The organism is Pectobacterium sp. 1950-15 (assembly GCF_037136835.1).
Lineage (GTDB): Bacteria > Pseudomonadota > Gammaproteobacteria > Enterobacterales > Enterobacteriaceae > Pectobacterium.
The window spans coordinates 216,075-238,902 of the sequence record NZ_JBBBQR010000005.1; the positions used below are offsets into that span (position 1 = coordinate 216,075).

Below are 22,828 nucleotides of genomic sequence, written 5' to 3' on the forward strand. Positions count from 1 at the left end.
CTGCGATAGCGGCTAGATAAAAAATACCCTGTATAACGTTATACATTATACAGGGTATCTGTACCCGTCATCTTTCACATTCAGCCTTGCTAGCTGTCTCGCAAAATCTGACGGGTGCGAGTGACTTAGTGGCCGGAAGAGACTTTCACGCCACCTTCAGGAACCAGCACATACGGCGTTTCCTGATCGGTACGTTCAGCCACTTTACGTGCGGCCAGAGCCTCTTTGATACCATATGCAATAATGCTGTACACCACGATCAGGAACAGAATGCTCAGACCGGCGTTGGTATAGTTGTTGGTCACGATATGGTTCATGTTCGCAATCTGCTGTGCGCTCAGGTCAGCACCGCCTTCCGCAATTTTGCCCTTGAACATGTTCGCCATATAGAAGAAGCCTTCCAACTGCGGGTTGTCGCTGAACAGCTTCAGACCCAGAGCCCAGGTCGTACAGATCAGCAGCCAAATCGCCGGAAGCAGCGTTACCCAGATGTACTGTGTCCGTTTCATCTTAATCAGAATCACCGTACCCAGAATCAGCGCGACGGCAGCCAGCATCTGGTTAGAGATACCGAACAACGGCCACAGGCTCTTCACGCCGCCCAGCGGATCGACCACGCCTTGATACAGCAGGTAGCCCCACAGACCGACGCAGCCCGCCGTACCGATGATGCCGGCGATCAGAGAGTCGGTCTTCTTCAGGAACGGAACGAAGTTACCCAACAAATCCTGCAACATGAAGCGGCCAGCACGTGTGCCTGCATCCAGCGCAGTCAGAATGAACAGCGCTTCAAACAGAATACCGAAGTGATACCAGAAGCCCATGTCGGCACCAGGAATGATCTGGTGGAACACGTGTGCGATACCAACAGCCAGTGTTGGTGCACCACCTGCACGGTTCAGAACGGAAGGCTCACCGATGTCTTTCGCCGTTTGCAGAATCTGCTCAGGTGAAATTACGAAGCCCCAGGAGCTAACAGTCGCCGCCGCGTGGGCAGAGACGTCCTGCAACTGAGCCAGAATCATCGGCGCATCCGCCGTGCCCAGTCGGTGCAGATCCGGCATCGTAATACCCAGCGCCGCTGGCGGGGTGTTCATCGCGAAGTACAGACCGGGTTCGATAATCGATGCCGCAACCAGGGCCATCACCGCAACGAAAGATTCCATCAGCATGGCACCGTAACCGATGAAACGTGCATCGGTTTCATTAGCCAGCAGTTTCGGTGTGGTACCGGACGCAATCAGCGCGTGGAAGCCAGATACAGCGCCACAGGCGATAGTAATAAACAGGAACGGGAACAGCGTACCTTTCCAGACTGGGCCAGTGCCATCCACAAACTGCGTTACCGCTGGCATTTTCAGATCCGGATTCAGGATCACGATACCAATCGCCAGACCGACGATAACGCCAATTTTCAGGAAGGTTGCCAGATAGTCACGCGGAGCCAGAATCAACCATACTGGCAGCAGTGCGGACACGAAAGCATAGCCAATCAGCGTATAGGTAATCGTCGTATCTTTGAAGGTCAGCGCTGGGCCCCAGTACGGGTCATGTGCAACCACGCCGCCGAACCAGATCGCCAAGACTAGCAGCACGATACCCATCACTGAGACTTCACCGACTTTGCCCGGACGGATAAAGCGCATGTAAATGCCCATAAACAGCGCGATCGGCACCGTTGAACAAACGGTAAAGACGCCCCACGGACTTTCTGCCAGAGCTTTCACCACAATCAGCGCCAGTACGGCAAGAATAATGATCATGATCAGGAAGCAGCCGAACAGCGCAATCGTACCCGGTACAGGACCCAGTTCTTTCTTAACGATTTCGCCTAGCGACGCGCCATTACGGCGGGTTGAAATAAACAGAACCATGAAGTCCTGTACTGCCCCTGCCAACACTACCCCAGCCAGCAGCCATAAGGTACCCGGCAAGTAACCGACCTGCGCGGCCAGTACCGGCCCAACCAGCGGGCCTGCACCAGCGATAGCGGCAAAGTGGTGCCCGAACAGGACGTTACGGTTCGTCGGCACATAGTTAAGACCGTCGTTATTGACAACGGCAGGAGTTGCTCTGGTCGGATCCAACTTCATGACTTTCTGTGCGATATACAGGCTGTAGTATCGATAGGCCACGAGGTAAACGGCGACAGAAGCAACAATAATCCATAATGCACTGACATGCTCACCGCGACGTAGTGCGACTACGCCGAGACAGGCAGCCCCGATGATTCCAAGAATCATCCAGGGGATGTGTTTAAGAATGGAACTGCTCTTCATAAGACATCCTTCAATTAAAAATTACAATCGTTTGATTTTGTTAGCTGTGGAAAAAGAAACCCTGGTAAGACGTTGCGCGATAACGCAGGCCATCGCGTATTTCGGATAAAGGAAAATCGTACCGGCACATTACGCCATCGCGTACGCGCGTGGGGCGGGTATTTGGGTAGGCGGCAGAATAGCGAGTTAAGCGGTTAGAATGGCGCGGTAAGTGGCAGGGATAAATGGGTCGGTATAAAAGAAAAGGCCGCGACATTCGCGGCCAGTAAAATGTTGAGCATCGTGAACGATTACGGAACCTGATACGCCAGTTTGTAATTACCTGCCGTTACGGTGCGGAATGTCACACTGTCCGTACGCCAGCGGATTTCCACTTCTGCAGGTGACTGCACTTTCCAACTGGACGCATCGTTGACGTTCAGCACCAGCCGGTCAATCGTCGCAACATCAGCCACCGGATCGGTGATATCAAGCGCGAACGCAAAGGCAAGCGAGTCCGGCACGCCGTTATTGGATGAGAACAGCTGCGTCCACTGTGCCGCCGTAATGGCACCGAGTTCAGTCGGCGTCATACCGTCTGCAATCAACGCCGTTGCCCCCGCCGTATCGGCTGACAGCGCACCCACATCAACCCACACACCGTTCCGCAAGACATGCCAGCTCACCAAATCCCGCGTGACAGCGACACGCACTTTACCGTTGCCTGTCTGCGTCGCCGTTAGCGTTGCGGCATTGATCTGTGACCATGAACCCGCAGAGGCAGATAATAGAGATTTACTGATAACGATTTGTGAATATGGTTTCACTTTTGTCGTGATTTCGATATTTTCACTACTGATAACCTTCACGGCCTCTGGCAACCCTAGGCTAGCAGGATTAATCCCCCGGATCTCCGAAACCCCAACTGATTGGATTAGCTCAGGAGTGATAGCATCTGTTATTTCAATTAACCCACCATTCTTGTCTATCGTGTAATTTTTCCCTGCATTTAATATAAAGCGCCTATCAATCGCAGGTATAAGTTTTAGTTTCCCGACAATAACTGCACCATTAGTAAATGCCTCAGTCACATACAATCTATAAAATTTATAACTAACAGGGTTTGTCAGATCATAACTTCTAACGCTACCACCATTATTATCATTACTATTCGTTACTTTATGTATTTCAACCCATACATTACCATCAGTACTACCTTGCAACGCCCACGATTTAGGATGATTATTATACCCACCCGGTGGTCTATTATCTATTTGATATGAAACAATTTCAGTCACATTAGGTAATTCTATTGATATCCATTGAATAGGGACTGTTCGTGCTGCCCAAACTTGATTCTCTTTATTGCTAAATGCTGAGTATGCTTGGGTACTGCTATCATAAGTACTGCTAGATCTCGCAATATAACCAACTGGAGTTGTGTCCGACATCATAAAAGGAACAACCGATTCTCCATGACTAGATATATATATATCAACACTACTACCATTAATATTAGCATTAGTAGAAAACAATCCACCATCACTCAATAACTCATATTTCCTTCCTGTAAATAACTTCATTGAGTCATCAAAAACAACCTCACTAGTCGTATTATAATTAGGCTCACTCGACGCATTGAAATCATCAGCCACATAAGTCTGATTCGCCGCACCCGCTTCTTCTTTCAGCGCGTACGCCGCGAGATTAAACGTGCTTTGTGGGCTAATGCTGAATGCGTGATTTTGCCCTGCCGCTGCGCCCTGACGATCGGCAACGATATAGCCAGAACCACCGCTACCGGAACCACCACCTGCAGCGCTGATAATGGTTTTCTCATTAACCGGGTTATAGCTCAGCGTCACGCCCGCGCCGGCCTCCAGCGAGGAATGGATAAGCTGTTTTGTTTTTTGTGTATAGTCGGTGATGTCCGCTGTGGTGTGAGTATGCTCCACCGCAGCGACCCCCATTTTCGCTGGCGTCGGTGAAACATCACCGCTGCCCAGCAGCGATTGACCAAAGAGCGTACGAATAGTGGTGCCAGAGATTAATGCATCCTGCTTTGCATTCCAGACCGTTTTTTCATCCGGCGAGGCAAATTTTCTGGTGGCGGTTTCGGTGATCTGATCGGCCGTATAGTCACCAACTTGTGCAGTGACAACGCCACTCCGTCCGAACACGGAGGCTACGCCGGAAACACCAGGCTCTTGCCCGCCACCATTATCTGAATGGCAGCAAGTATGGGGATGAACCGTACAGGTTGATTTTCCCGTACTATCACAAACATTAATTTCAATATTGATATCTTTCATGGTATTGATGACTCCATTAATAAAAGGAATAAGGAGTATCACTTATTTTCCCAGTGTATTATTTCAAAGCAATTTACTAATCCATCGTTTCCTTTTATATAAAAAACAGAAGCAAAAATGGCCGTAAAATAGCGGCCATTGGAATAGATAATCGGAAGAAAAATTACGGAACCTGATACGCCAGTTTGTAATTACCTGCCGTTACGGTGCGGAATGTCACACTGTCCGTACGCCAGCGGATTTCCACTTCTGCAGGTGACTGCACTTTCCAACTGGACGCATCGTTGACGTTCAGCACCAATCGGTCAATCGTCGCAACATCAGCCACCGGATCGGTGATATCAAGCGCGAACGCAAAGGCAAGCGAGTCCGGCACGCTGTTATTGGATGAGAACAGCTGCGTCCACTGTGCCGCCGTAATAGCACCGAGTTCAGTCGGCGTCATACCGTCAGCAATCAACGCCGTTGCCCCCGCCGTATCGGCTGACAGCGCACCAACATCAACCCACGCCCCGTTCCGCAAGACATGCCAGTTCACTAAATCCCGCGTCACGGCGACACGCACTTTACCGTTGCCTGTCTGCGTTGCCGTTAGCGTTGCGGCATTGATCTGTGCCCATGCGGCTGGCGTTAGTGATTTTTGAATAGCAATTTGTGTATAAGGAATATACGACGACCGTAAATCAATTTGAGCATTACCAACAATCTTGATTGGTAACAAACCAGAGATTGATTCATTTGATATCCAACCTGAATTAATAAATCCACTATCAAAATCAGCCGAGGAAATCTCAGTCAATGAGCCATTATTTGCAGAATACCATTTACCCTTGCTGCTAATTAAAACCTTTTCAGACTGAAATAGGTTAAATTTCTTTAATGTCAGGTAGTTGTTATTGTTGCCACCAGCAGTAACAAACAGCCGAAAACTCTTATATTCTCCTGCAGGCGAGAAATTATAGCGACGAACAGCGCCAAGCGTATTATTGACATCATTATTTACAACATGTAAGTCATCCCAGCTTGCCCCTCCATCATTAGAGCCTTGGAAAACCCAGTCTTTCGGACCATTATTATAAATGACCGTTCTGTTAGCAAAGCTATAACCGGAAATTGTCGTCGGTGCTGGCAGGTCAACTCTAATCCAATGAGGATTAGCTGCCGTCGCGGCATTTAACCCTCCCCAAGAATCATATTCATTGCTAGATAAATTATTGTCATTATCAAATGCAAAGTAGGGTAAAAATTGAGGTCTGGACATATCACTGGCACTAATGACATATCCGATTGGATTTGTATTTGATGTCATTTTCGGAACAACAGATTTTGCAACAACGGAAAGATTAATCGACTTTCCATCAACTCGAACTGGTGCAGAATAAATGCCATCATGGTTATTAAGTGTGAATATACCGCCAGTATATTCATGCATTGTGCCATCAAAAATAACCGCATTGGTCGCGTTATAATGTGACTCACTCGACGCATTGAAATCATCAGCCACATAAGTCTGATTCGCCGCGCCTGCAACTTCTTTCAGCGCGTACGCCGCGAGATTAAACGTGCTTTGTGGGCTAATGCTGAACGCATGATTTTGCCCTGCTGTTGCGCCCTGACGAGCGGCAACAATATAGTCAGAGCCACCGCTACCGGAACCACCGCCTGCAGCGCTGATAATGGTTTTCTCATTCACCGGGTTATAGCTCAGCGTGACGCCCGCGCCAGCCTCCAGCGAGGAATGAATAAGCTGTTTTGTTTTTTGTGGGTAGTCGGTGATGTCCGCTGTGGTATGTGTGTGTCCAATCGCAGCAGCCCCCATTTGCGCTGGCGTCGGTGAAACATCACCGCTGCCCAACAGCGATTGACCAAAGAGCGTGCGAATAGTGGTACCGGAAATTAATGCATCCTGCTTTGCACTCCAGACCGCTTTTTCATCCGGCGTAACAAATTTTCTGGTGGCGGTTTCGGTAATCTGATCGGCCGTATAGTCGCCAGATTGTGCGGTGACAACGCCAGTCCGTCCGAATACAGAGGCAACGCCGGTAACGCCAGGCTCTTGCCCGCCGCCATTATCTGAATGGCAGCAAACAGGGGGATGAACGGTACATGTTGCTTTACCTGTACTGTCACAAACATTAATTTCAATATTGATATCTTTCATGGCATTGATGACTCCGTTAATAAAGGGCATAGGGAGTATCACTTATTTAACCGGAGCATTATTTTAAAGCGCTTTACTAATCTGCCATGTCCTTTTCTATAAAAATCAGAGTAAAAAAGGCCACGATATACGCGGCCAGTGGAATCAGTAATCGGAAGAAAAATTACGGAATCTGATACGCCAGTTTGTAATTACCTGCCGTTGCGGTGCGGAATGTCACACTGTCCGTACGCCAGCGGATTTCCACTTCCGCGGGGGACTGCACTTTCCAGTTAGACGCATCGTTAACGTTCAGCACCAGCCGGTCAATCGTCGCGACATCTGTCGCCGGATCGGTGATATCAAGCGCGAACGCAAAGGCAAGCGAGTACGGCACGCCGTTATTGGATGAGAACAGCTGCGCCCACTGTGCCGCCGTAATAGCGCCGAGTTCAGTCGGCGTCATACCGTCTGCAATCAACGCCGTTGCCCCCGCCGTATCGGTTGACAGCGCACCAACATCAACCCACGCCCCGTTCCGCAAGACATGCCAGCTCACTAAATCCCGCGTCACGGCGACACGTACTTTACCGTTGCCTGTCTGCGTTGCCGTTAATGTTGCAGCATTGATTTTTGCCCATGCGGCGGACGTTAGTGATTTTTGAATAGCAATTTGTGTATAAGGTGTATAACGAGTTTTCACTTTAATCGGCTGTTCTGAAACAATTTTTACCGGTTTAGAAAAAAGAGTGATTCCTGTATTAATCTCCCCCGAATTTAATATACCGTACTGATTAATTTTCTCAGCACTCAACTCACCGCTAATCTCAGTAATGTTCCCTTCAGTTACACCATAGTACTTCCCATCCACATAGAAAACAAATTTACTACTAGGTGGAAACAATTTAAATTCAGCAATAGTTAAAAATGGTTTATCTCCATTCTTTTTCGTAATCATAAGTCGATATTTTGAATAACTGGCAACACCATCAATATTAAAATCTCTGACAGCTCCAGCTTCGTTATTCTTGTCATCTATGACTTGATGCAAATCAATCCAGACAGTTCCATCATCACTACCCTGTAATATCCATGAATTGGGTCCTCCTAATTGATTCTGAGAACGGTTTGTAATCTGATATCGACTGACAGCAGTTTTATTAGGCAACTCTATTTGTAACCAATGAGGTTTAGAGGGAACCGGTTGCCATGATTCATCGGTACTCCAGCAATCCGGTAATCTACCCATGTTATTTGAGCCATCAAATGCAACCCATGGTGCATATGTTGCATTTGATATAGCAAAATTGGATGCGCTAGCTATATAACCTAAAGGTGCTATATTTGATGTCATTTTTGGGATAACTGTATCAGAATTAGCAACCTGAGATATATTTATAATTCTTCCATCCGCTTTTATTTCAGCAGCGTAAAATTTTCCATCCGGTACTAATTGATAATTTGAACCGGTATAAAGGCTGGCGATACCGTCAAAAATAACGTCACTGGTCGCAGTATAATTAGGTTCACTCGACGCATTGAAATCATCAACAACGTAAGTCTGATTTGCTGCACCCGCTTCTTCTTTCAGCGCGTACGCCGCGAGATTAAACGTACTTTGTGGGCTAATGCTGAACGCGTGATTTTGCCCTGCCGTTGCGCCCTGGCGATCGGCAACGATATAGCCAGAGCCACCGCTACCGGAACCACCGCCTGCAGCGCTGATAATGGTTTTCTCATCCACCGGGTTATAGCTCAGCGTGACGCCCGCACCGGCTTCCAGCGAGGAATGAATAAGCTGTTTTGTTTTTTGTGGGTAGTCGGTGATGTCCGCTGTGGTATGGGTGTGTCCGACAGCCGCAGCGCCCAGTTGCGCTGGCGTCGGCGAAACATCACCGCTGCCTAATAGCGATTGACCAAAGAGCGTACGGATAGTGGTGCCAGAGACTAATGCACCCTGCTTTGCATTCCAGACCGCTTTTTCATCCGGTGTGGCAAATTTTCTGGTGGCGGTTTCGGTAATCTGATCGGCCGTATAGTCGCCGACTTGTGCAGTGACAACACCAGTCCGTCCGAACACGGAGGCAACACCGGAGACGCCGGGCTCTTGCCCGTTGCCAGAATGACAGCAAGAGTGAGGATTAACCTGAATAGAGGGATGAACGGTACATGTTGATTTGCCTGTACTGTCACAAACATTGACTTCAATATTAATGTCTTTCATGGTGTTGATGACTCCGTTAATAAAAGGCACAGGGAGTATCACTTATTTGGCCGGGGTATTATTTTAAAGCGCTTTACTAATCTACAGTTTCCTTTTCTATAATTTCTTTTTCTATAAAAGCCAGAATAAAAAAGCCGCGATATACGCGGCCAGTAGAATAGAGAATCAAGAGAGAAATTACGGCATCTGGTACGCCAGTTTGTAATTGCCTGCCGTTACGGTGCGGAATGTCACGCTGTCCGTGCGCCAGCGGATTTCCACTTCCGCTGGCGTCTGCACTTTCCAACTGGACGCATCGTTGACGTTCAGCACCAGTCGGTCAATGGCCGCGACATCCGTCGCGGGATCGGTGATATCCAGCGCAAACGCAAAGGCAAGTGAGTCCGGCACACCGTTATTGGATGCAAACAGCTGTGTCCACTGCGCCGCCTTAATAGCACCGAGTTCAGTTGGCGTCATGCCATCTGCAATCAGTTTCGTTGCGCCCGCCGTATCTACTGACAACGCCCCCACATCAACCCACGCTCCGCTCCGCCACACATGCCAGTTCACTAAGTCCCGCGTGACAGCAACACGCACTTTACCGTTGCCAGTTTGCGTAGCGGTCAGCACTGCGGAGTTAATTTGTGGCCATAACGCCGCGCTCGATAGGGCTTTCTGTATTGCAATTTGAGGAGGCGGTGTATATAGCACTTTTGCATCAATATTTTTTGATGAAAAAATTGTTACTGGCTGTATTCCTGACAATGATGATTTAGGTATGACGCCAGATGACAAAAAACCATTATTATAAAAATCTGCCGCCACAGATGGTGCTGGGACCGATGTTAATATCCCATTATTCGCTGAATACCACTTACCATCACTGCCATTAATCAATAGTCGCTCGCTGCGGAATATTTCAAGCTCCCCAATTTGGACATGTGGACCAGCATTATGCTCGGTTATTAAAATACGAAATGATAAATACGGCGTGTTATTGGTGAACGTATATTCTCGAACCGCCCCCTTCCCATCGCGAGTATCATTAGATACCGTATGTAACGTATGCCACGTTGTACCATCATTACTCCCCTGAAACATCCATGATTTCGGGCTGAGTGGCCCAGGATTCAGGTTTTCGTTTGTTATTCTGTATGTATCAATCAATGCGGGAGACACCATAGTAATACGCAACCAATGTGGGTTAGCCACTGTTGGTACGGTTTTGGATGCCCAGTATCGATTTAACGTTCCGTTGAATGCTGTCCACGCTGCATATTGCGCTGAATACTCAGACGATGCGTCAACCGTGTAGCCAACTGAACTACTATTTGCTGTCATCACAGGAATCAGCGTTTTATTAACAGCATCAATTTCAATGCTTTCACCGTCTGATTTGATTGGTGACGAATAAAAATTACCGGATTGCACCAGGTTATATAGCTTTCCGACATAGGGATGTAATGCATTATCAAAAACAGCAGCATGAGTTACGTTGTAGTTCTCTTCGCTAGACACGCCGAAATCGTCAACCACATAAGTCTGATTCGCTGCGCCAGCGACTTCTTTCAGCGCGTACGCCGCAAGATTAAACATGCTTTGTGGGCTGATGCTGAACGCGTGATTTTGCCCCGCCGTTGCCCCCTGACGGTCGGCAACAACATAGCCAGAGCCACCGCTGCCGGAACCACCGCCTGCAGCGCTGATAATGGTTTTCTCATTCACTGGGTTATAGCTCAGCGTGACGCCAGCCCCCGCTTCCAGCGAGGAACGGATGAGCTGCTTCGTTTTTTGTGTGTAGTCGGTGATGTCCGCTGTGGTATGGGTATGCCCGACAGCCGCAGCGCCCAGTTGTGCTGGCGTTAGTGAAAGATCACCACTGCTCAGCAACGACTGACCAAAGAGCGTACGGATAGTGGTACCGGAAATTAATGCATCCTGCTTTGCATTCCAGACCGCTTTTTCATCCGGCGAGGCAAATTTTCTGGTGGCAGTTTCCGTAATCTGATCGGCCGTATAGTCGCCTGGTTGTGCGGTCACGACACCGGTACGCCCGAATACAGAAGAAACCCCAGACACACCAGATTGCGGTTCGTACTGATTATCCGTATCCACATGGCAACAGGTGTGAGGCTTGATCTGCATTGGGGGATTAACAGCGCATGTTGATTTTCCCGTGCTGCCACAGACGTTGATTTCAATATTTACGTTTTTCATAGTACCGACTACTCCGTTAGTGAGGGTGCATCAGGAGTATCGCGTATTTGGCGGGTCTGTTATTTTAAAGCGCTTTACTAAACATAAGATTATTTAATCAATTAAATCAGTAAATTAGATTCAATTCATTTTTGCAATGAAAGGGCTAAATGCCGCACAGCCACTAAGAACTCGTCCCAGAAAAAATGGCGGTTTCAGTCATCAGCAAAGAGACAAAAACCGCCATCACTATCCGTTATTTATAAACGATCTCACCCTTCGGTGCGTAGGCTTCCGCATCCAGCGGAGAATGCTTCTCGATATATTGCTTCAGCACTTCAGCATCGACAAAACCGGTGTTCACATAGCCCGGCAGGTTATCAAGACGCGGGTAGCCATCACCGCCCATCGCATTAAAGTTCAGCGTTGCCATGCGGTAAACTTTGTCTGCCTGCAACGGCTCACCTTTAATTTTCACGTTCTGTACACCCTGTCCGTCCGCCGTCAGGCTGACGTTGAGGAATTGTGCATAGGCGCCGGAATCCACCTTTTTATTCGCTGCAACGGCGAGATATTTCTCGACATCGCTGCCTTTCATATCCACATAAACCAGCGTATTGGCAAACGGCTGAACCTTAAGGACATCTTTATAGGTGATATCGCCTGATTCAATCGAGTCACGTACGCCACCGCCGCTCATAATGGCAAAATCTGCCCCTGCACGCTCAAGCTGTGCCGACAACAGCACGTGTGCCAGATTGGTCTGACGGAAACGCACCTGATTGCGATCGCCTTCCAGTTTGCCTTTCACACTACCGATCTTGATGCCCAGTTGCGCCTGTCCTTTCTCCTGGAACGGCGTTAGCATTTTCATGACGTCAGCATCCTGCGTGATTTCCTGCGTATAGAAAACACGTTCGGTCTTACCGTCCTTTTCTACCTTTTTCTTCAGGTTGATTGGAATCAGCTGGTAATGCTCAAGCTTCAATTCACCATTGCGGAATGTGAAATCAGCACGGCCAACATATTTTCCCCACTCATGTGCTTGCACAATCCAGGTGCCGTTCTGACGATCGGGAGCACAAGGCGTACCCGGCACATAATCCACCTGTTTTTTATTCTCCTGCGCCATACAGACCGGATCCTGCGAGTGTCCCCCGACAATCATGTCCAAATATCCAGCAGGCAGGCTACGCGCCATTTCTACATCGCCCGGAGCATTGGAACCATGATTACCATCGTCATAGTGTCCCATGTGCGTCGCAGCAATAATCACATCTGGCTTTTCGCTCTTACGCAATTGCTCAACAACCTGCTTCGCTTCCGTAGAAGGATTACGGAATTCGATATCGGTAAAATACTCAGGATTGCCTAATTTGGCCGTATCGTCCGTTGTCAGGCCGATAACCGCGATTTTCACACCTTGCTTGTCGAACAGAGCATAAGGCTTAAATAAGCGTTCATTGGTGCTTTTTTGGTAGATATTGGCCGATAACAGCGGGAATTTTGCCCATTTTTCCTGCTGACGCAGGACAGACAGCGGATTATCAAATTCGTGGTTGCCAAGCGCCATCGCATCATAGCCAACCATGTTCATACCACGAAAATCGGGCTCCGCATCCTGTAAATCGGACTCAGGCACGCCAGTATTAATATCACCGCCGGAAAGCAGCAGTACGCTGCCACCTTTACTCGCCACTTCCTGACGAATCTGATCGACCAGCGTTTTTTGCGCCGCCAGCCCATATTCGCCGTGGTCGTTATGCCAGAAGTGCCCGTGGTGATCATTCGTATGCAAAATGGTGATGGTGTATGTTTTATCTTTCTCCCAAGCCATTGACATAACAGGCGTTAGCGCCAGCGATACCGCCATCGCACATCCCAGAGCTTTTATTGAAAAGCGCATGATAAATCTCCGTTTATTTTAAAGACCCAGTGGAACCACTGAGAAATTCACTACACAAATTAGCACAGCAAGATGAACAATGCGCGAAGCACATTCGCCCCGTCCGTTAGCAATGTGCGATAGTCGACAAAATCAGATGAGGTATAGCCGCTCTAGTGATAGCTCGCTGACCCGATGCTGTCGTCGTGCCGTCACGAACTCTTGCTAATATGGATACTTCACCGGAATAACCTGGCAACACACCGTTTATCCTCTATTTTCCGGCGTTTTACCCCGGTGGATAAAATTATTCCGCTGAATACACAGAAAAGCAGTAAGGCATTAGCGCCAATAACATCACGCTATCAGAATAATTACGCATGTTTATCAATGCTTATCGCGAGAAACCATACCGAAATCTGTGTTACACTACCTTTAGCTGGAGAAACTGATATTTTTCATAAAATACCACTTTTACCCAAGCAACATTTCGCTATATGCAATAGAATTTGTGTATACCCAGAATAATTGGCGTTGCAGCCAGACAGCAAACGAACGGATCCAATACGCTTTTCGATACATATATAAGAGTGATAAGGGTACGTAAGCGCCGCTAACCACGCTGTAGCGTCAAGGCAAGAAGGGTAAATCCGCTCAATTATGTTTCACCTATGGCACAAGGAGTTGGGATGCATGCTGCAACACCGCTAATTTCTACTATCGCTGGAGGGCTGGTTCTTGCCTTCCTCCTTGGCATTCTGGCAAACCGCCTGCGAATCTCTCCCCTTGTTGGTTACCTTGCCGCAGGCGTACTTGTCGGTCCTTTTACCCCTGGTTTTGTCGCCGATACGTCACTGGCCTCAGAGCTGGCCGAACTTGGCGTCATCCTGCTGATGTTTGGCGTCGGCCTGCACTTCTCGCTGAAAGACCTTATGGCGGTAAAGTCCATCGCCATTCCTGGCGCAATAGCCCAGATTGCCGTGGCGACGCTGCTTGGAATGGGATTATCCTCCATGCTGGGCTGGAGCCTGGCGAGCGGCCTGGTTTTTGGCCTCTGTCTGTCTACCGCCAGTACCGTGGTTCTGCTACGCGCGCTGGAGGAACGACAGCTTATTGATAGCCAACGCGGTCAAATCGCCATCGGCTGGCTGATTGTGGAAGATCTGGCGATGGTGCTGACGCTGGTTCTGCTGCCAGCCTTCGGTGACATGATCGGCGCTGAGCATGCCGACACCAGCAAACTGCTGACCGATTTAGCCTGGACCATCGGTAAAGTGATTGCGTTTATTACCCTGATGATTGTCGTCGGTCGCCGTCTGGTACCGTGGGTATTAGCAAAAAGCGCCAGCACCGGTTCACGCGAGCTTTTCACGCTGGCGGTGTTAGCCATGGCGCTGGGTATCGCCTTCGGTGCAGTGAAACTGTTTGATGTCTCCTTTGCTCTGGGCGCATTCTTCGCTGGCGTGGTACTGAACGAATCAGAACTTAGCCAGCGTGCGGCACACGATACGCTGCCGCTGCGCGATGCTTTCGCCGTCCTGTTCTTCGTTTCCGTCGGTATGCTGTTTGATCCGATGATCCTGCTGAACGACCCCATTTCCGTGCTGATCACGCTGGCTATTATCGTGTTCGGTAAGTCAGCCGCCGCTTTCGTGCTGGTTCGACTCTTTGGTCACTCCAAGCGAACGGCACTAACGATTTCCGCCAGCCTGGCGCAGATCGGAGAGTTTGCCTTTATTCTGGCCGGGCTCGGCATTGTGTTGGGGCTGCTGTCCGAAGAGGGACGGAATCTGGTGCTGGCTGGTGCCATCCTCTCCATCATGATAAACCCGCTGCTGTTTACGCTGCTTGAGCGCTATCTGGCGAAGCATGAAACCATTGAAGAGCAGATCGTGGAAGAAGCGATTGAGGAAGAGAAACAGATTCCTGTCGATATGTGCAACCATGCGCTGCTGGTCGGCTATGGTCGCGTGGGTAGCCTGATTGGTGCCAAGCTCCATCAGGCTGGTATTCCCATCGTGGTCATTGAGAATTCCCGTACCCGCGTTGATGCCTTGCGTGAACAGGGCATTAAAGCGGTATTGGGTAACGCGACCAAACCTGAAATCATGGACATTGCGCGTCTGGACTGTGCCCGCTGGTTATTGCTGACGATTCCGAACGGCTATGAAGCCGGGGAAATCGTCGCGGCAGCCCGTGAGAAACGTGCCGATCTGGAGATTATCGCCCGCGCGCACTATGACGATGAAGTCAGCTATATTACCGAGCACGGTGCCAACGAGGTGGTCATGGGCGAGCGGGAAATCGCCAATAGCATGATCACGTTGCTGAAGTTGGATGACCTCCCTCCTGCACCTCAGGCGTGCCCTATCTAAATAGCGACACGTTAGAGACAAAAATGGCGGGCTTAATTTGCCCGCCATTTTTTTACGCTGTGCGCCATGCCTTTAAACATCACCAGACAAGGCAACCTCGTCCCTACTCTACTTTACTCACTAACTGTTCCAGCAGGTCGATGTGCAGCGGATCGTCATTGAGCGCAGGAATATAGTGGAAAGCCTCTCCGCCTGCATGCAGGAAAATTTCACGGTTCTGTTCCTGAATCTCTTCCAACGTCTCCAGACAGTCAGCCGCAAAACCCGGGCACATAATCTGAATATGTTTAACGCCCTGCGCGGGCAGCCCCTGCATAGTTTCATCCGTGTACGGCGTCAGCCAGGGTTCACGGCCAAAACGCGACTGGAAGGTCATCATCACTTTCCCTTCCGGCAGCCCCAGCGCAGCAATCAGCGCCTCCGTGGTCGCCCGACAGCGTTGCGGATAGTCGTCTCCTTCATTGGCATACCGCACGGGGATACCGTGATAAGAGATCACTAACCTGTCCGGTTCACCATGTTCGGCAAAAGACTGCTCGACACGGTGCTTCAGCGCCGCAATATAAGCAGGATGCTCGGCGTAATCGCGGATAAAGCGAATCGCAGGCAGTTGACGATTATCACGCAGCTGTGCCGCGAGCCCATCCCACACCGCTGCGGTTGTTGAGCAGGAATATTGCGGATACATCGGCAAGACCACCAGCTGCGTTACGCCCTGCGCCAACAATTTATCCAGCGCTGAACGCAGGCTGGGCGAACCATAGCTCATGCCCAGCTCAACAGGCGTTTCCGGCATTCGTGCGGCCAGCGCCTGCTGCTGTCGACGGCTAATCACCAACAGCGGCGATCCGCCCTCCATCCACACCGATTGATAGAGCTTCGCCACCCGCGGCGAGCGGGTTGGCAGGATGATACCGCGCAGTAACGGCCACCATAGCAGACGCGGCGTATCCACCACGCGTCGATCGCTTAGAAACTCAGCCAGATAGCGCCTTACCGCCTGCGGCGTCGGCGCATCGGGTGTCCCTAAGTTCACCATCAGCACACCGTATTTCTCTTGTTTCATCGCCGTCTTCCTTTTATGGAGAAGCAGGCCTTCTCTCAGCCCGCCCGTGCGTAACATCAAGTGTCTATCCCCTAAATAATTCGAGTTGCAGGCAGGCGGCAACCGCACGAATCCCCAGGAGCTTACACAAGTAAGTGACTGGGGTGAGCAAGGGAAGCCAACGAACATGCAGCTTGAAGTATGACGGGTATATTGTAGCGAAAAAAAGCTAAACAAATACGGGTAGATACTAGGGATAACACCGATGCTATCAATAGAGGAAACCAGGTCAGTGAGGATTTCAGAACGAAAAAATGCCAGACGGTAGTCTGGCATTTCTGTGACAAGGTGGGACTCGCAGCGAAAAATTAGCCCAGAATCGTTTCCAGTTCTGCGCGCACTTCTTCCACTTTACGCGTGCCTTCCACTTTGAAATAACGCGTGTTACCCGCATCCGCTTCTTTCTGATAGTAAGAAACCAGTGGCGCGGTCTGCTGATGGTACTCAACCAGACGTTTACGCACGGTATCTTCCTGATCGTCCTTACGAATGCTCAGATCTTCACCTGTCACGTCGTCTTTGCCTTCAACTTTAGGCGGATTGAATTTTACGTGATAGACACGACCGGACGCCGCATGCACGCGACGACCAACGATACGATCGATGATCAGTTCGTCAGGAACGGCGAATTCGATAACGTAATCCACATTGATACCTGCTTCTTTCATGGCATCAGCTTGTGGAATGGTGCGTGGGAAGCCATCCAGAAGAAAACCGTTACGGCAATCGTCCTGGGCGATGCGTTCTTTAACCAGAGCAATGACCAGTTCATCAGTGACGAGTTTACCTGCATCCATGATTTCTTTAGCCTGTTTGCCCAATTCAGTACCCGCTTTTACCGCAGCACGCAGCATGTCCCCCGTGGAAATCTGCGGAATACCGTATTTTTCCATGATGAATTGAGCCTGAGTACCTTTGCCTGCGCCCGGAGCGCCCAGCAGAATAATACGCATCGCGTAAATCCCCTTGCTATGTAATATTTATAAAATAAATTTGAAAAACGCTAAACCATACCATTCCAGACGCTTATGCTCAAGGAACGGGCTCGCTTCAGCAACGCGTAGGCAGATGAAAAAAAGCCAGATACCTAAAAATTCGGTTTGTCCTCTACCCAATGTTGCCATTCAGTGTAGACGAGGAAACGTTCAATAACGCAAGGAAGCGTAAAAATCGGGGGAAAGACCCCGGTAACACCGGGGTCTGGAAGGTATCACTATCAGGCGCTTAACAGCTGATTCATACGACGAATGAACAGGTTCGGATCGTCCAGCGTCCCACGTTCGGCCAGCAGAGCCTGATCCAGCAGCAGCTCAACCCACTCGCCAAACTCCGCTTCATCAGAAACGTCAGCGGCACGTTTAATTAACGCGTGTTCCGGGTTCAGTTCAAAAATGTACTTCACTTCCGGTGCCTGTTGGCCCGCTGCGGCGAACAGTTTTGCCATCTGCGTGCTCATCTCATCCGCATCCGTCACGACAATCGCAGGCGTATCGGTCAAACGGTAGGTGAAACGCACGTCTTTAACACGCTCACCCAGCAGGGTTTTCACACGCTCAACGAACGGCTCCAGCGCTTTCTGTGCTTCCTTCTGTTCCTCGTTTTCTTCGTCAGCCAGCTTGTCCAACGCCTCATCGGCCTTGCTGACAGACTGGAAGGATTTACCGTCAAACTCGGTCAGGTAGCTCATCATCCACTCGTCAATGCGCTCGGACAACAGCAATACCTCGATACCTTTCTTACGGAACAGCTCCAGATGTGGGCTGCTCTTCGCTGCCGCATAGCTGTCTGCGGTGATGTAGTAGATCTTGTCCTGACCTTCCACCATCCGACTAACGTAATCTTCCAGCGACACCGTCTGCGCAGAGCTGTCGGATTGCGTGGTAGCAAAACGCAGCAGTTTCGCAATCGCTTCACGGTTGCTGCCGTCTTCCGCCGGGCCTTCTTTCAGCACCAGACCAAACTGCTGCCAGAACGTCTGGTATTTTTCCGCGTCGTCTTTCGCCAGCTTATCCAGCATTTGCAGCACACGCTTAGTCAGCGCATTACGCAGATTTTGCGTCACACGGCTGTCCTGCAGAATCTCACGGGAAACGTTCAGCGGCAGATCGTTGGAATCAATCAGGCCGCGAACAAAACGCAGGTAGTTCGGCATGAACTGTTCGGCGTCATCCATAATGAAAACGCGCTGAACGTACAATTTCAGGCCGTGTTTATGATCGCGGTTCCACATGTCCCACGGTGCACGAGCAGGGATATAAAGCAGGCTGGTGTATTCCTGCTTACCTTCCACACGGTTGTGGCTCCAGCTCAGCGGATCGGTAAAGTCATGGGAGATATGCTTATAGAATTCGTTGTACTCATCATCGCTGACTTCAGATTTACTGCGCGTCCACAGGGCCTGCGCCTTGTTAATTTTCTCCCAGCTAACCGTGGACTCGCCGCCTTCTTCTTCACTTTCTGTCTGAGATTCGATTTCTACCGGCAGCGCGATATGGTCAGAATATTTGCTGATGACGGAACGCACACGCCAGTCATCCAAGAACTCGTCTTCACCTTCACGCAGATGCAGAGTAATTTCCGTACCGCGATCGTCTTTGGTGATGTCGGCGATGGTGTAATCGCCTTCCCCGGCAGACTCCCAGTACACGCCTTGATCGGCATTCGCGCCCGCAGCACGGGTACGCACAGTCACTTTATCCGCCACGATAAAGGCAGAGTAGAAGCCCACACCGAACTGGCCAATCAGTTGGCTATCTTTAACCTGATCGGAACCCATGGATTCCAGAAACGCCTTGGTGCCAGATTTCGCAATCGTACCGAGATTATCAATCACTTCATCACGGCTCATGCCGATGCCGTTATCAGAAATCGTCAGCGTGCGTTTTTCTTTATCCGTAGACACCCGCACACGCAGGTCGCCATCGCCCGCATACAGTTCCGGTGCGGACAGCGCACGGAAACGTAATTTGTCTGCCGCATCGGAGGCATTGGAAATCAATTCACGCAGAAAAATTTCTTTATTGGAATAGAGCGAATGGATCATCAAATGCAGGAGTTGCTTAACTTCGGACTGGAACCCGCGAGTTTCTTGGCCTTTCATACTCATTGTTGCTTACCTCAATCCTAATATTATTCAGGCTGATTAAACTGACGATAAGTAGCAAATGGGGATAAACCAGGATGATTTCAAGGGGTAAATTTCAGCGGAAAAAGAAAACGGTGCGATGAGAGGGAAAGCAAGACTGCGGCTACCAGATAATGACGCTGGCAGCCGACAGATTAAAACCGGAAAGGCTGGCGTCCTGCGAGTGAATGGGACAGCGTTGTGCCGTCAACCATTTCCAGCTCGCCGCCAACGGGAACACCGTGGGCAATACGGCTGGCCATCACACCGTGTTGCGCACACAGTTCAGCGATATAGTTCGCCGTAGCATCGCCTTCTACCGTCGGGTTGGTTGCCAGAATCACTTCGTTGATCGATTCCACCTGCAGGCGCTCTTCCAGCCGCCCCAAACCGATATCGTCCGGGCCAATGCCATCAAGTGGCGATAAATGCCCCATCAGCACAAAGTAACGACCGGCAAACTGCCCCGTCTGTTCGATAGCCTGAATATCCGCCGGACTTTCCACCACGCAAATCTGCCCGTTTTGCTGGCGGCGCGGATTCGAACAAATCGCACAAACGTCCTGCTCGGTGAATGTCCGGCAATCGCTACAGTGGCCGATTTCGGACATCGCCCGCGTCAACGCCTGCGCCAAACGCATACCGCCACTGCGGTTACGCTGCAGCAATTGAAACGCCATGCGCTGTGCCGATTTGGGCCCAACGCCCGGCAGACAGCGCAGCGCTTCCATCAGTGATTCAAGAAGCGGACTGGTTTGCATCAGAACGGCATCTTGAAGCCCGGCGGCAGTTGCATGCCGCTGGAAACCGCTGCCATTTTCTCTTTCTGCGTTTCTGCGATACGACGAGCAGCATCGTTGAACGCCGCGGCGATCAGGTCTTCCAGCATCTCTTTGTCGTCTTCCATCAGGCTTGGGTCGATCTCAACACGGCGGCAGTTATGCGCACCATTGATCGTGATTTTCACCAGACCTGCACCCGATTCGCCCGTGACTTCCAGATTTGCCACTTCTTCCTGCATCTGCTGCATTTTTTCCTGCATCTGCTGGGCTTGCTTCATCAGGTTGCCAATTCCACCTTTACCAAACATAGTTTTCTCTCTATCACGTCGGGCTGCGCACTCGCAGCGGTTAAACAGGGCGGATACTTTCTTCGTCCAGTTCCGCATCAAAGAAACGCCGCAGCGTTTGAATCGTTGTGTCGGCCAGAATCGACTGACGCGCCTGCGCCAGTTTTTCTTCATAAATAGCCTGACGCCACTCCAGCGGCGTTCGCACCGCCGGATTGTCGTCTTCAGTAATCAATAATTCTACAGGATGCCCGTAGTGAGCCGTCAATGCGTCCGCCAGCGTCTTTTGCGCCGCTGGAGAATTCAAGTGCCGCTGGGATGAACGCAGATGCAGATGGACTTTGCCCGCCTCTTCGCTCTCTTTAAACGCATTAAGTGCCAGCTGTTGTACCAGCTTTGGCAGCGTCAGGCGATGGATTTCCGCTGCCCAGGCATCCCGCTCCAGTGACTCTTCCGCCAGCCGTGCTGCCAGTTCCGGCGTTTTTTCGTGTTCTAACGCCGAACGCAGTGCTTTTGGCGTCGCCACATCGACCTTTTCTTCATCGACTTTGTTTTGCGCCCGCCAACGATACGCTTCCGGTTTTTTAGGCTCAGAAGGAGACGTTTTCGCGTTTTGCCGTTGAATGCTGCGCTCAGTCACAGAAGCTAATCGCTCCAGCGCTGAGGTTGCCGGCCGCGTGTTGTCAGACGCTGCCGGTTCAGCCTTTTTTGGTGGCGTACTCCCCTGTTTTCGCAGTAGCTGACTGCGCGCCTGTAGCAGTTGGGACGTCGCATCAGGCAGTTCACTCTCACCATACTGCTCAGGAGAACCGCTTGAAGCAGGCGGTTCTCCTAACGGCGGCGCATACGCGGATGCATCCAGCGGTGGTTCGGGCGAATACGATGGCGTCAGCACGTCAGCCGGAGGTTCACTGTTCTGCGGTGCTGGTGTACGGGCCCTCGTCGAGGCCGTGGCAACGGCCTGCGGCACAGCGGGTTGAATAGCTGGCGCTTGTGCAACCTGAACGGGCGCTACCGGTTCAGCGATAATCTGACTGGGATGAAACGCCAGCGCTCTCAGTAGCGTCATTTCAACGCCCATCCGCCGATCTGGCGCGAAAGGCAGCTCTTTGCGGCCAATTAACATCGTCTGGTAATAAAGCTGCACATCCGCTGGCGGCAGCGCACGCGCTAAATCTCGCATACGGGCTTCAACGGCCGCGTAATCATCACCCAACGCCGCAGGCAGCAGTTGAACCATAGCAATGCGGTGTAACAGCGTCTGGGTTTCTACCAGCAGCGATTCCCAGTCCACACCCCGTGCCGCGACCTGATCTAACAGCGACATGACCTGCGCACCATCGCCTTTCGCCAGCGCCTCAATGAGTGCCAGCGGTTGTTCATCGTCCAGCGTGCCCAGCATTTGGCTGACGGAAGCGGTCGTGACCTGCCCCTGCCCCATAGCAATGGCCTGATCGGTCAGGCTCAGCGCATCACGCAAACTTCCATCGGCAGCACGTGCCAGAAGCTGCAGCGCTCGGGGTTCGCTGACGAGATTTTCTGCCTGTAATACCTGTTCCAGATGCGCGCGAATCTGTTCAACATCCAGCGCTTTGAGGTGAAATTGCAGGCAGCGTGACAGAATGGTCACTGGCAGTTTCTGCGGATCGGTGGTCGCCAGCAGAAATTTAACGTGCGGAGGCGGTTCTTCCAGCGTTTTCAGCAGCGCATTAAAGCTGTGGCGCGATAGCATGTGTACTTCGTCAATCAGGTACACCTTAAATCGTCCACGCGCGGGGGCGTACTGCACGTTATCCAGCAGATCGCGCGTATCTTCTACTTTAGTACGAGACGCGGCATCGATTTCGATCAAATCGACAAAACGGCCCTGTTCGATTTCGCGGCAGTTATCGCACTGACCACACGGCGTTGCCGTCACGCCCTGTTCACAGTTCAGCCCTTTTGCCAGCAAACGGGCAATCGACGTCTTCCCGACGCCACGGGTGCCAGAAAACAAATAAGCGTGATGGATTCTGCCTAGGGAAAGGCCGTTAGCCAGCGCGGTCAGGACATGTTCCTGACCGACAACGTGGGTAAAGGTTTGGGGACGCCACTTACGGGCAAGAACCTGATAGCTCATCAATACCGCAACAGTCGAGTTATTGAGGCGATCATGCTA

The 22,828-nt window shown here is 50.7% G+C and carries 13 protein-coding genes; 1 reads left to right on the forward strand and 12 read right to left on the reverse strand.

What is annotated here, in order from left to right; translation table 11 throughout:
- Positions 1-125: 125 nt before the first annotated feature.
- The 6 genes from WCT94_RS08340 to ushA form a co-directional block, all read right to left on the reverse strand.
- On the reverse strand, positions 126-2,279 hold the full coding sequence (locus WCT94_RS08340) for a carbon starvation CstA family protein (protein ID WP_336869052.1): 2,154 nt from the start codon (positions 2,277-2,279) through the stop codon (positions 126-128).
- Between the two features lie 290 nt (positions 2,280-2,569).
- Positions 2,570-4,570 carry a discoidin domain-containing protein gene (locus tag WCT94_RS08345; RefSeq protein WP_336869053.1) on the reverse strand — a complete coding sequence of 667 codons (2,001 nt, stop codon included), beginning with the start codon at positions 4,568-4,570 and terminating at the stop codon, positions 2,570-2,572.
- 163 nt (positions 4,571-4,733) lie between these two features.
- Positions 4,734-6,731 (reverse strand): discoidin domain-containing protein, encoded by a 1,998-nt coding sequence (locus WCT94_RS08350; protein WP_336869054.1) that lies wholly within the window; start codon positions 6,729-6,731, stop codon positions 4,734-4,736.
- A gap of 163 nt (positions 6,732-6,894) precedes the next feature.
- Complete coding sequence (locus WCT94_RS08355) at positions 6,895-8,934, reverse strand: discoidin domain-containing protein (protein ID WP_336869055.1); 2,040 nt, start codon at positions 8,932-8,934, stop codon at positions 6,895-6,897.
- A 177-nt stretch (positions 8,935-9,111) separates the two neighbouring features.
- Complete coding sequence (locus WCT94_RS08360) at positions 9,112-11,133, reverse strand: discoidin domain-containing protein (RefSeq protein WP_336869056.1); 2,022 nt, start codon at positions 11,131-11,133, stop codon at positions 9,112-9,114.
- Between the two features lie 235 nt (positions 11,134-11,368).
- Positions 11,369-13,018: a bifunctional UDP-sugar hydrolase/5'-nucleotidase UshA gene (gene ushA / locus WCT94_RS08365; protein ID WP_336869057.1), complete on the reverse strand. Its 1,650-nt coding sequence runs from the start codon at positions 13,016-13,018 to the stop codon at positions 11,369-11,371.
- Between the two features lie 668 nt (positions 13,019-13,686).
- Here ushA and ybaL point away from each other — a divergent pair.
- The gene (gene ybaL / locus WCT94_RS08370; protein ID WP_336869058.1) at positions 13,687-15,372 is read left to right on the forward strand and encodes a YbaL family putative K(+) efflux transporter; all 1,686 of its coding nucleotides are present in this window, start codon (positions 13,687-13,689) and stop codon (positions 15,370-15,372) included.
- A 103-nt stretch (positions 15,373-15,475) separates the two neighbouring features.
- On the opposite strand, the gene hemH is transcribed toward ybaL, so the two are convergent.
- The 6 genes from hemH to dnaX form a co-directional block, all read right to left on the reverse strand.
- Positions 15,476-16,438 (reverse strand): ferrochelatase, encoded by a 963-nt coding sequence (hemH, locus tag WCT94_RS08375; protein WP_336869059.1) that lies wholly within the window; start codon positions 16,436-16,438, stop codon positions 15,476-15,478.
- A gap of 347 nt (positions 16,439-16,785) precedes the next feature.
- The gene (gene adk, locus WCT94_RS08380; protein ID WP_336869060.1) at positions 16,786-17,430 is read right to left on the reverse strand and encodes an adenylate kinase; all 645 of its coding nucleotides are present in this window, start codon (positions 17,428-17,430) and stop codon (positions 16,786-16,788) included.
- A gap of 263 nt (positions 17,431-17,693) precedes the next feature.
- Positions 17,694-19,577, reverse strand: coding sequence for a molecular chaperone HtpG (gene htpG / locus WCT94_RS08385; protein WP_336869080.1), 1,884 nt, complete (start codon positions 19,575-19,577; stop codon positions 17,694-17,696).
- Positions 19,578-19,756: 179 nt separating this feature from the next.
- Positions 19,757-20,362 carry a recombination mediator RecR gene (recR, locus tag WCT94_RS08390; protein WP_319846951.1) on the reverse strand — a complete coding sequence of 202 codons (606 nt, stop codon included), beginning with the start codon at positions 20,360-20,362 and terminating at the stop codon, positions 19,757-19,759.
- On the reverse strand, positions 20,362-20,691 hold the full coding sequence (locus WCT94_RS08395) for a YbaB/EbfC family nucleoid-associated protein (RefSeq protein ID WP_010286242.1): 330 nt from the start codon (positions 20,689-20,691) through the stop codon (positions 20,362-20,364). Before WCT94_RS08395 ends, recR begins: the two co-directional genes overlap by 1 nt.
- A 40-nt stretch (positions 20,692-20,731) precedes the next feature.
- The gene (dnaX, locus tag WCT94_RS08400; RefSeq protein WP_336869061.1) at positions 20,732-22,789 is read right to left on the reverse strand and encodes a DNA polymerase III subunit gamma/tau; all 2,058 of its coding nucleotides are present in this window, start codon (positions 22,787-22,789) and stop codon (positions 20,732-20,734) included.
- Positions 22,790-22,828: the final 39 nt, after the last annotated feature.

Bases quoted from the DNA above. Each gene is read 5' to 3' on its own strand.
- WCT94_RS08340 (WP_336869052.1), bottom strand. From the start codon at position 2,279: ATGAAGAGCAGTTCCATTCTTAAACACATCCCCTGGATGATTCTTGGA.
- WCT94_RS08345 (WP_336869053.1), bottom strand. From the start codon at position 4,570: ATGAAAGATATCAATATTGAAATTAATGTTTGTGATAGTACGGGAAAA.
- WCT94_RS08350 (WP_336869054.1), bottom strand. From the start codon at position 6,731: ATGAAAGATATCAATATTGAAATTAATGTTTGTGACAGTACAGGTAAA.
- WCT94_RS08355 (WP_336869055.1), bottom strand. From the start codon at position 8,934: ATGAAAGACATTAATATTGAAGTCAATGTTTGTGACAGTACAGGCAAA.
- WCT94_RS08360 (WP_336869056.1), bottom strand. From the start codon at position 11,133: ATGAAAAACGTAAATATTGAAATCAACGTCTGTGGCAGCACGGGAAAA.
- ushA (WP_336869057.1), bottom strand. From the start codon at position 13,018: ATGCGCTTTTCAATAAAAGCTCTGGGATGTGCGATGGCGGTATCGCTG.
- ybaL (WP_336869058.1), top strand. From the start codon at position 13,687: ATGCATGCTGCAACACCGCTAATTTCTACTATCGCTGGAGGGCTGGTT.
- hemH (WP_336869059.1), bottom strand. From the start codon at position 16,438: ATGAAACAAGAGAAATACGGTGTGCTGATGGTGAACTTAGGGACACCC.
- adk (WP_336869060.1), bottom strand. From the start codon at position 17,430: ATGCGTATTATTCTGCTGGGCGCTCCGGGCGCAGGCAAAGGTACTCAG.
- htpG (WP_336869080.1), bottom strand. From the start codon at position 19,577: ATGAAAGGCCAAGAAACTCGCGGGTTCCAGTCCGAAGTTAAGCAACTC.
- recR (WP_319846951.1), bottom strand. From the start codon at position 20,362: ATGCAAACCAGTCCGCTTCTTGAATCACTGATGGAAGCGCTGCGCTGT.
- WCT94_RS08395 (WP_010286242.1), bottom strand. From the start codon at position 20,691: ATGTTTGGTAAAGGTGGAATTGGCAACCTGATGAAGCAAGCCCAGCAG.
- dnaX (WP_336869061.1), bottom strand. From the start codon at position 22,789: ATGAGCTATCAGGTTCTTGCCCGTAAGTGGCGTCCCCAAACCTTTACC.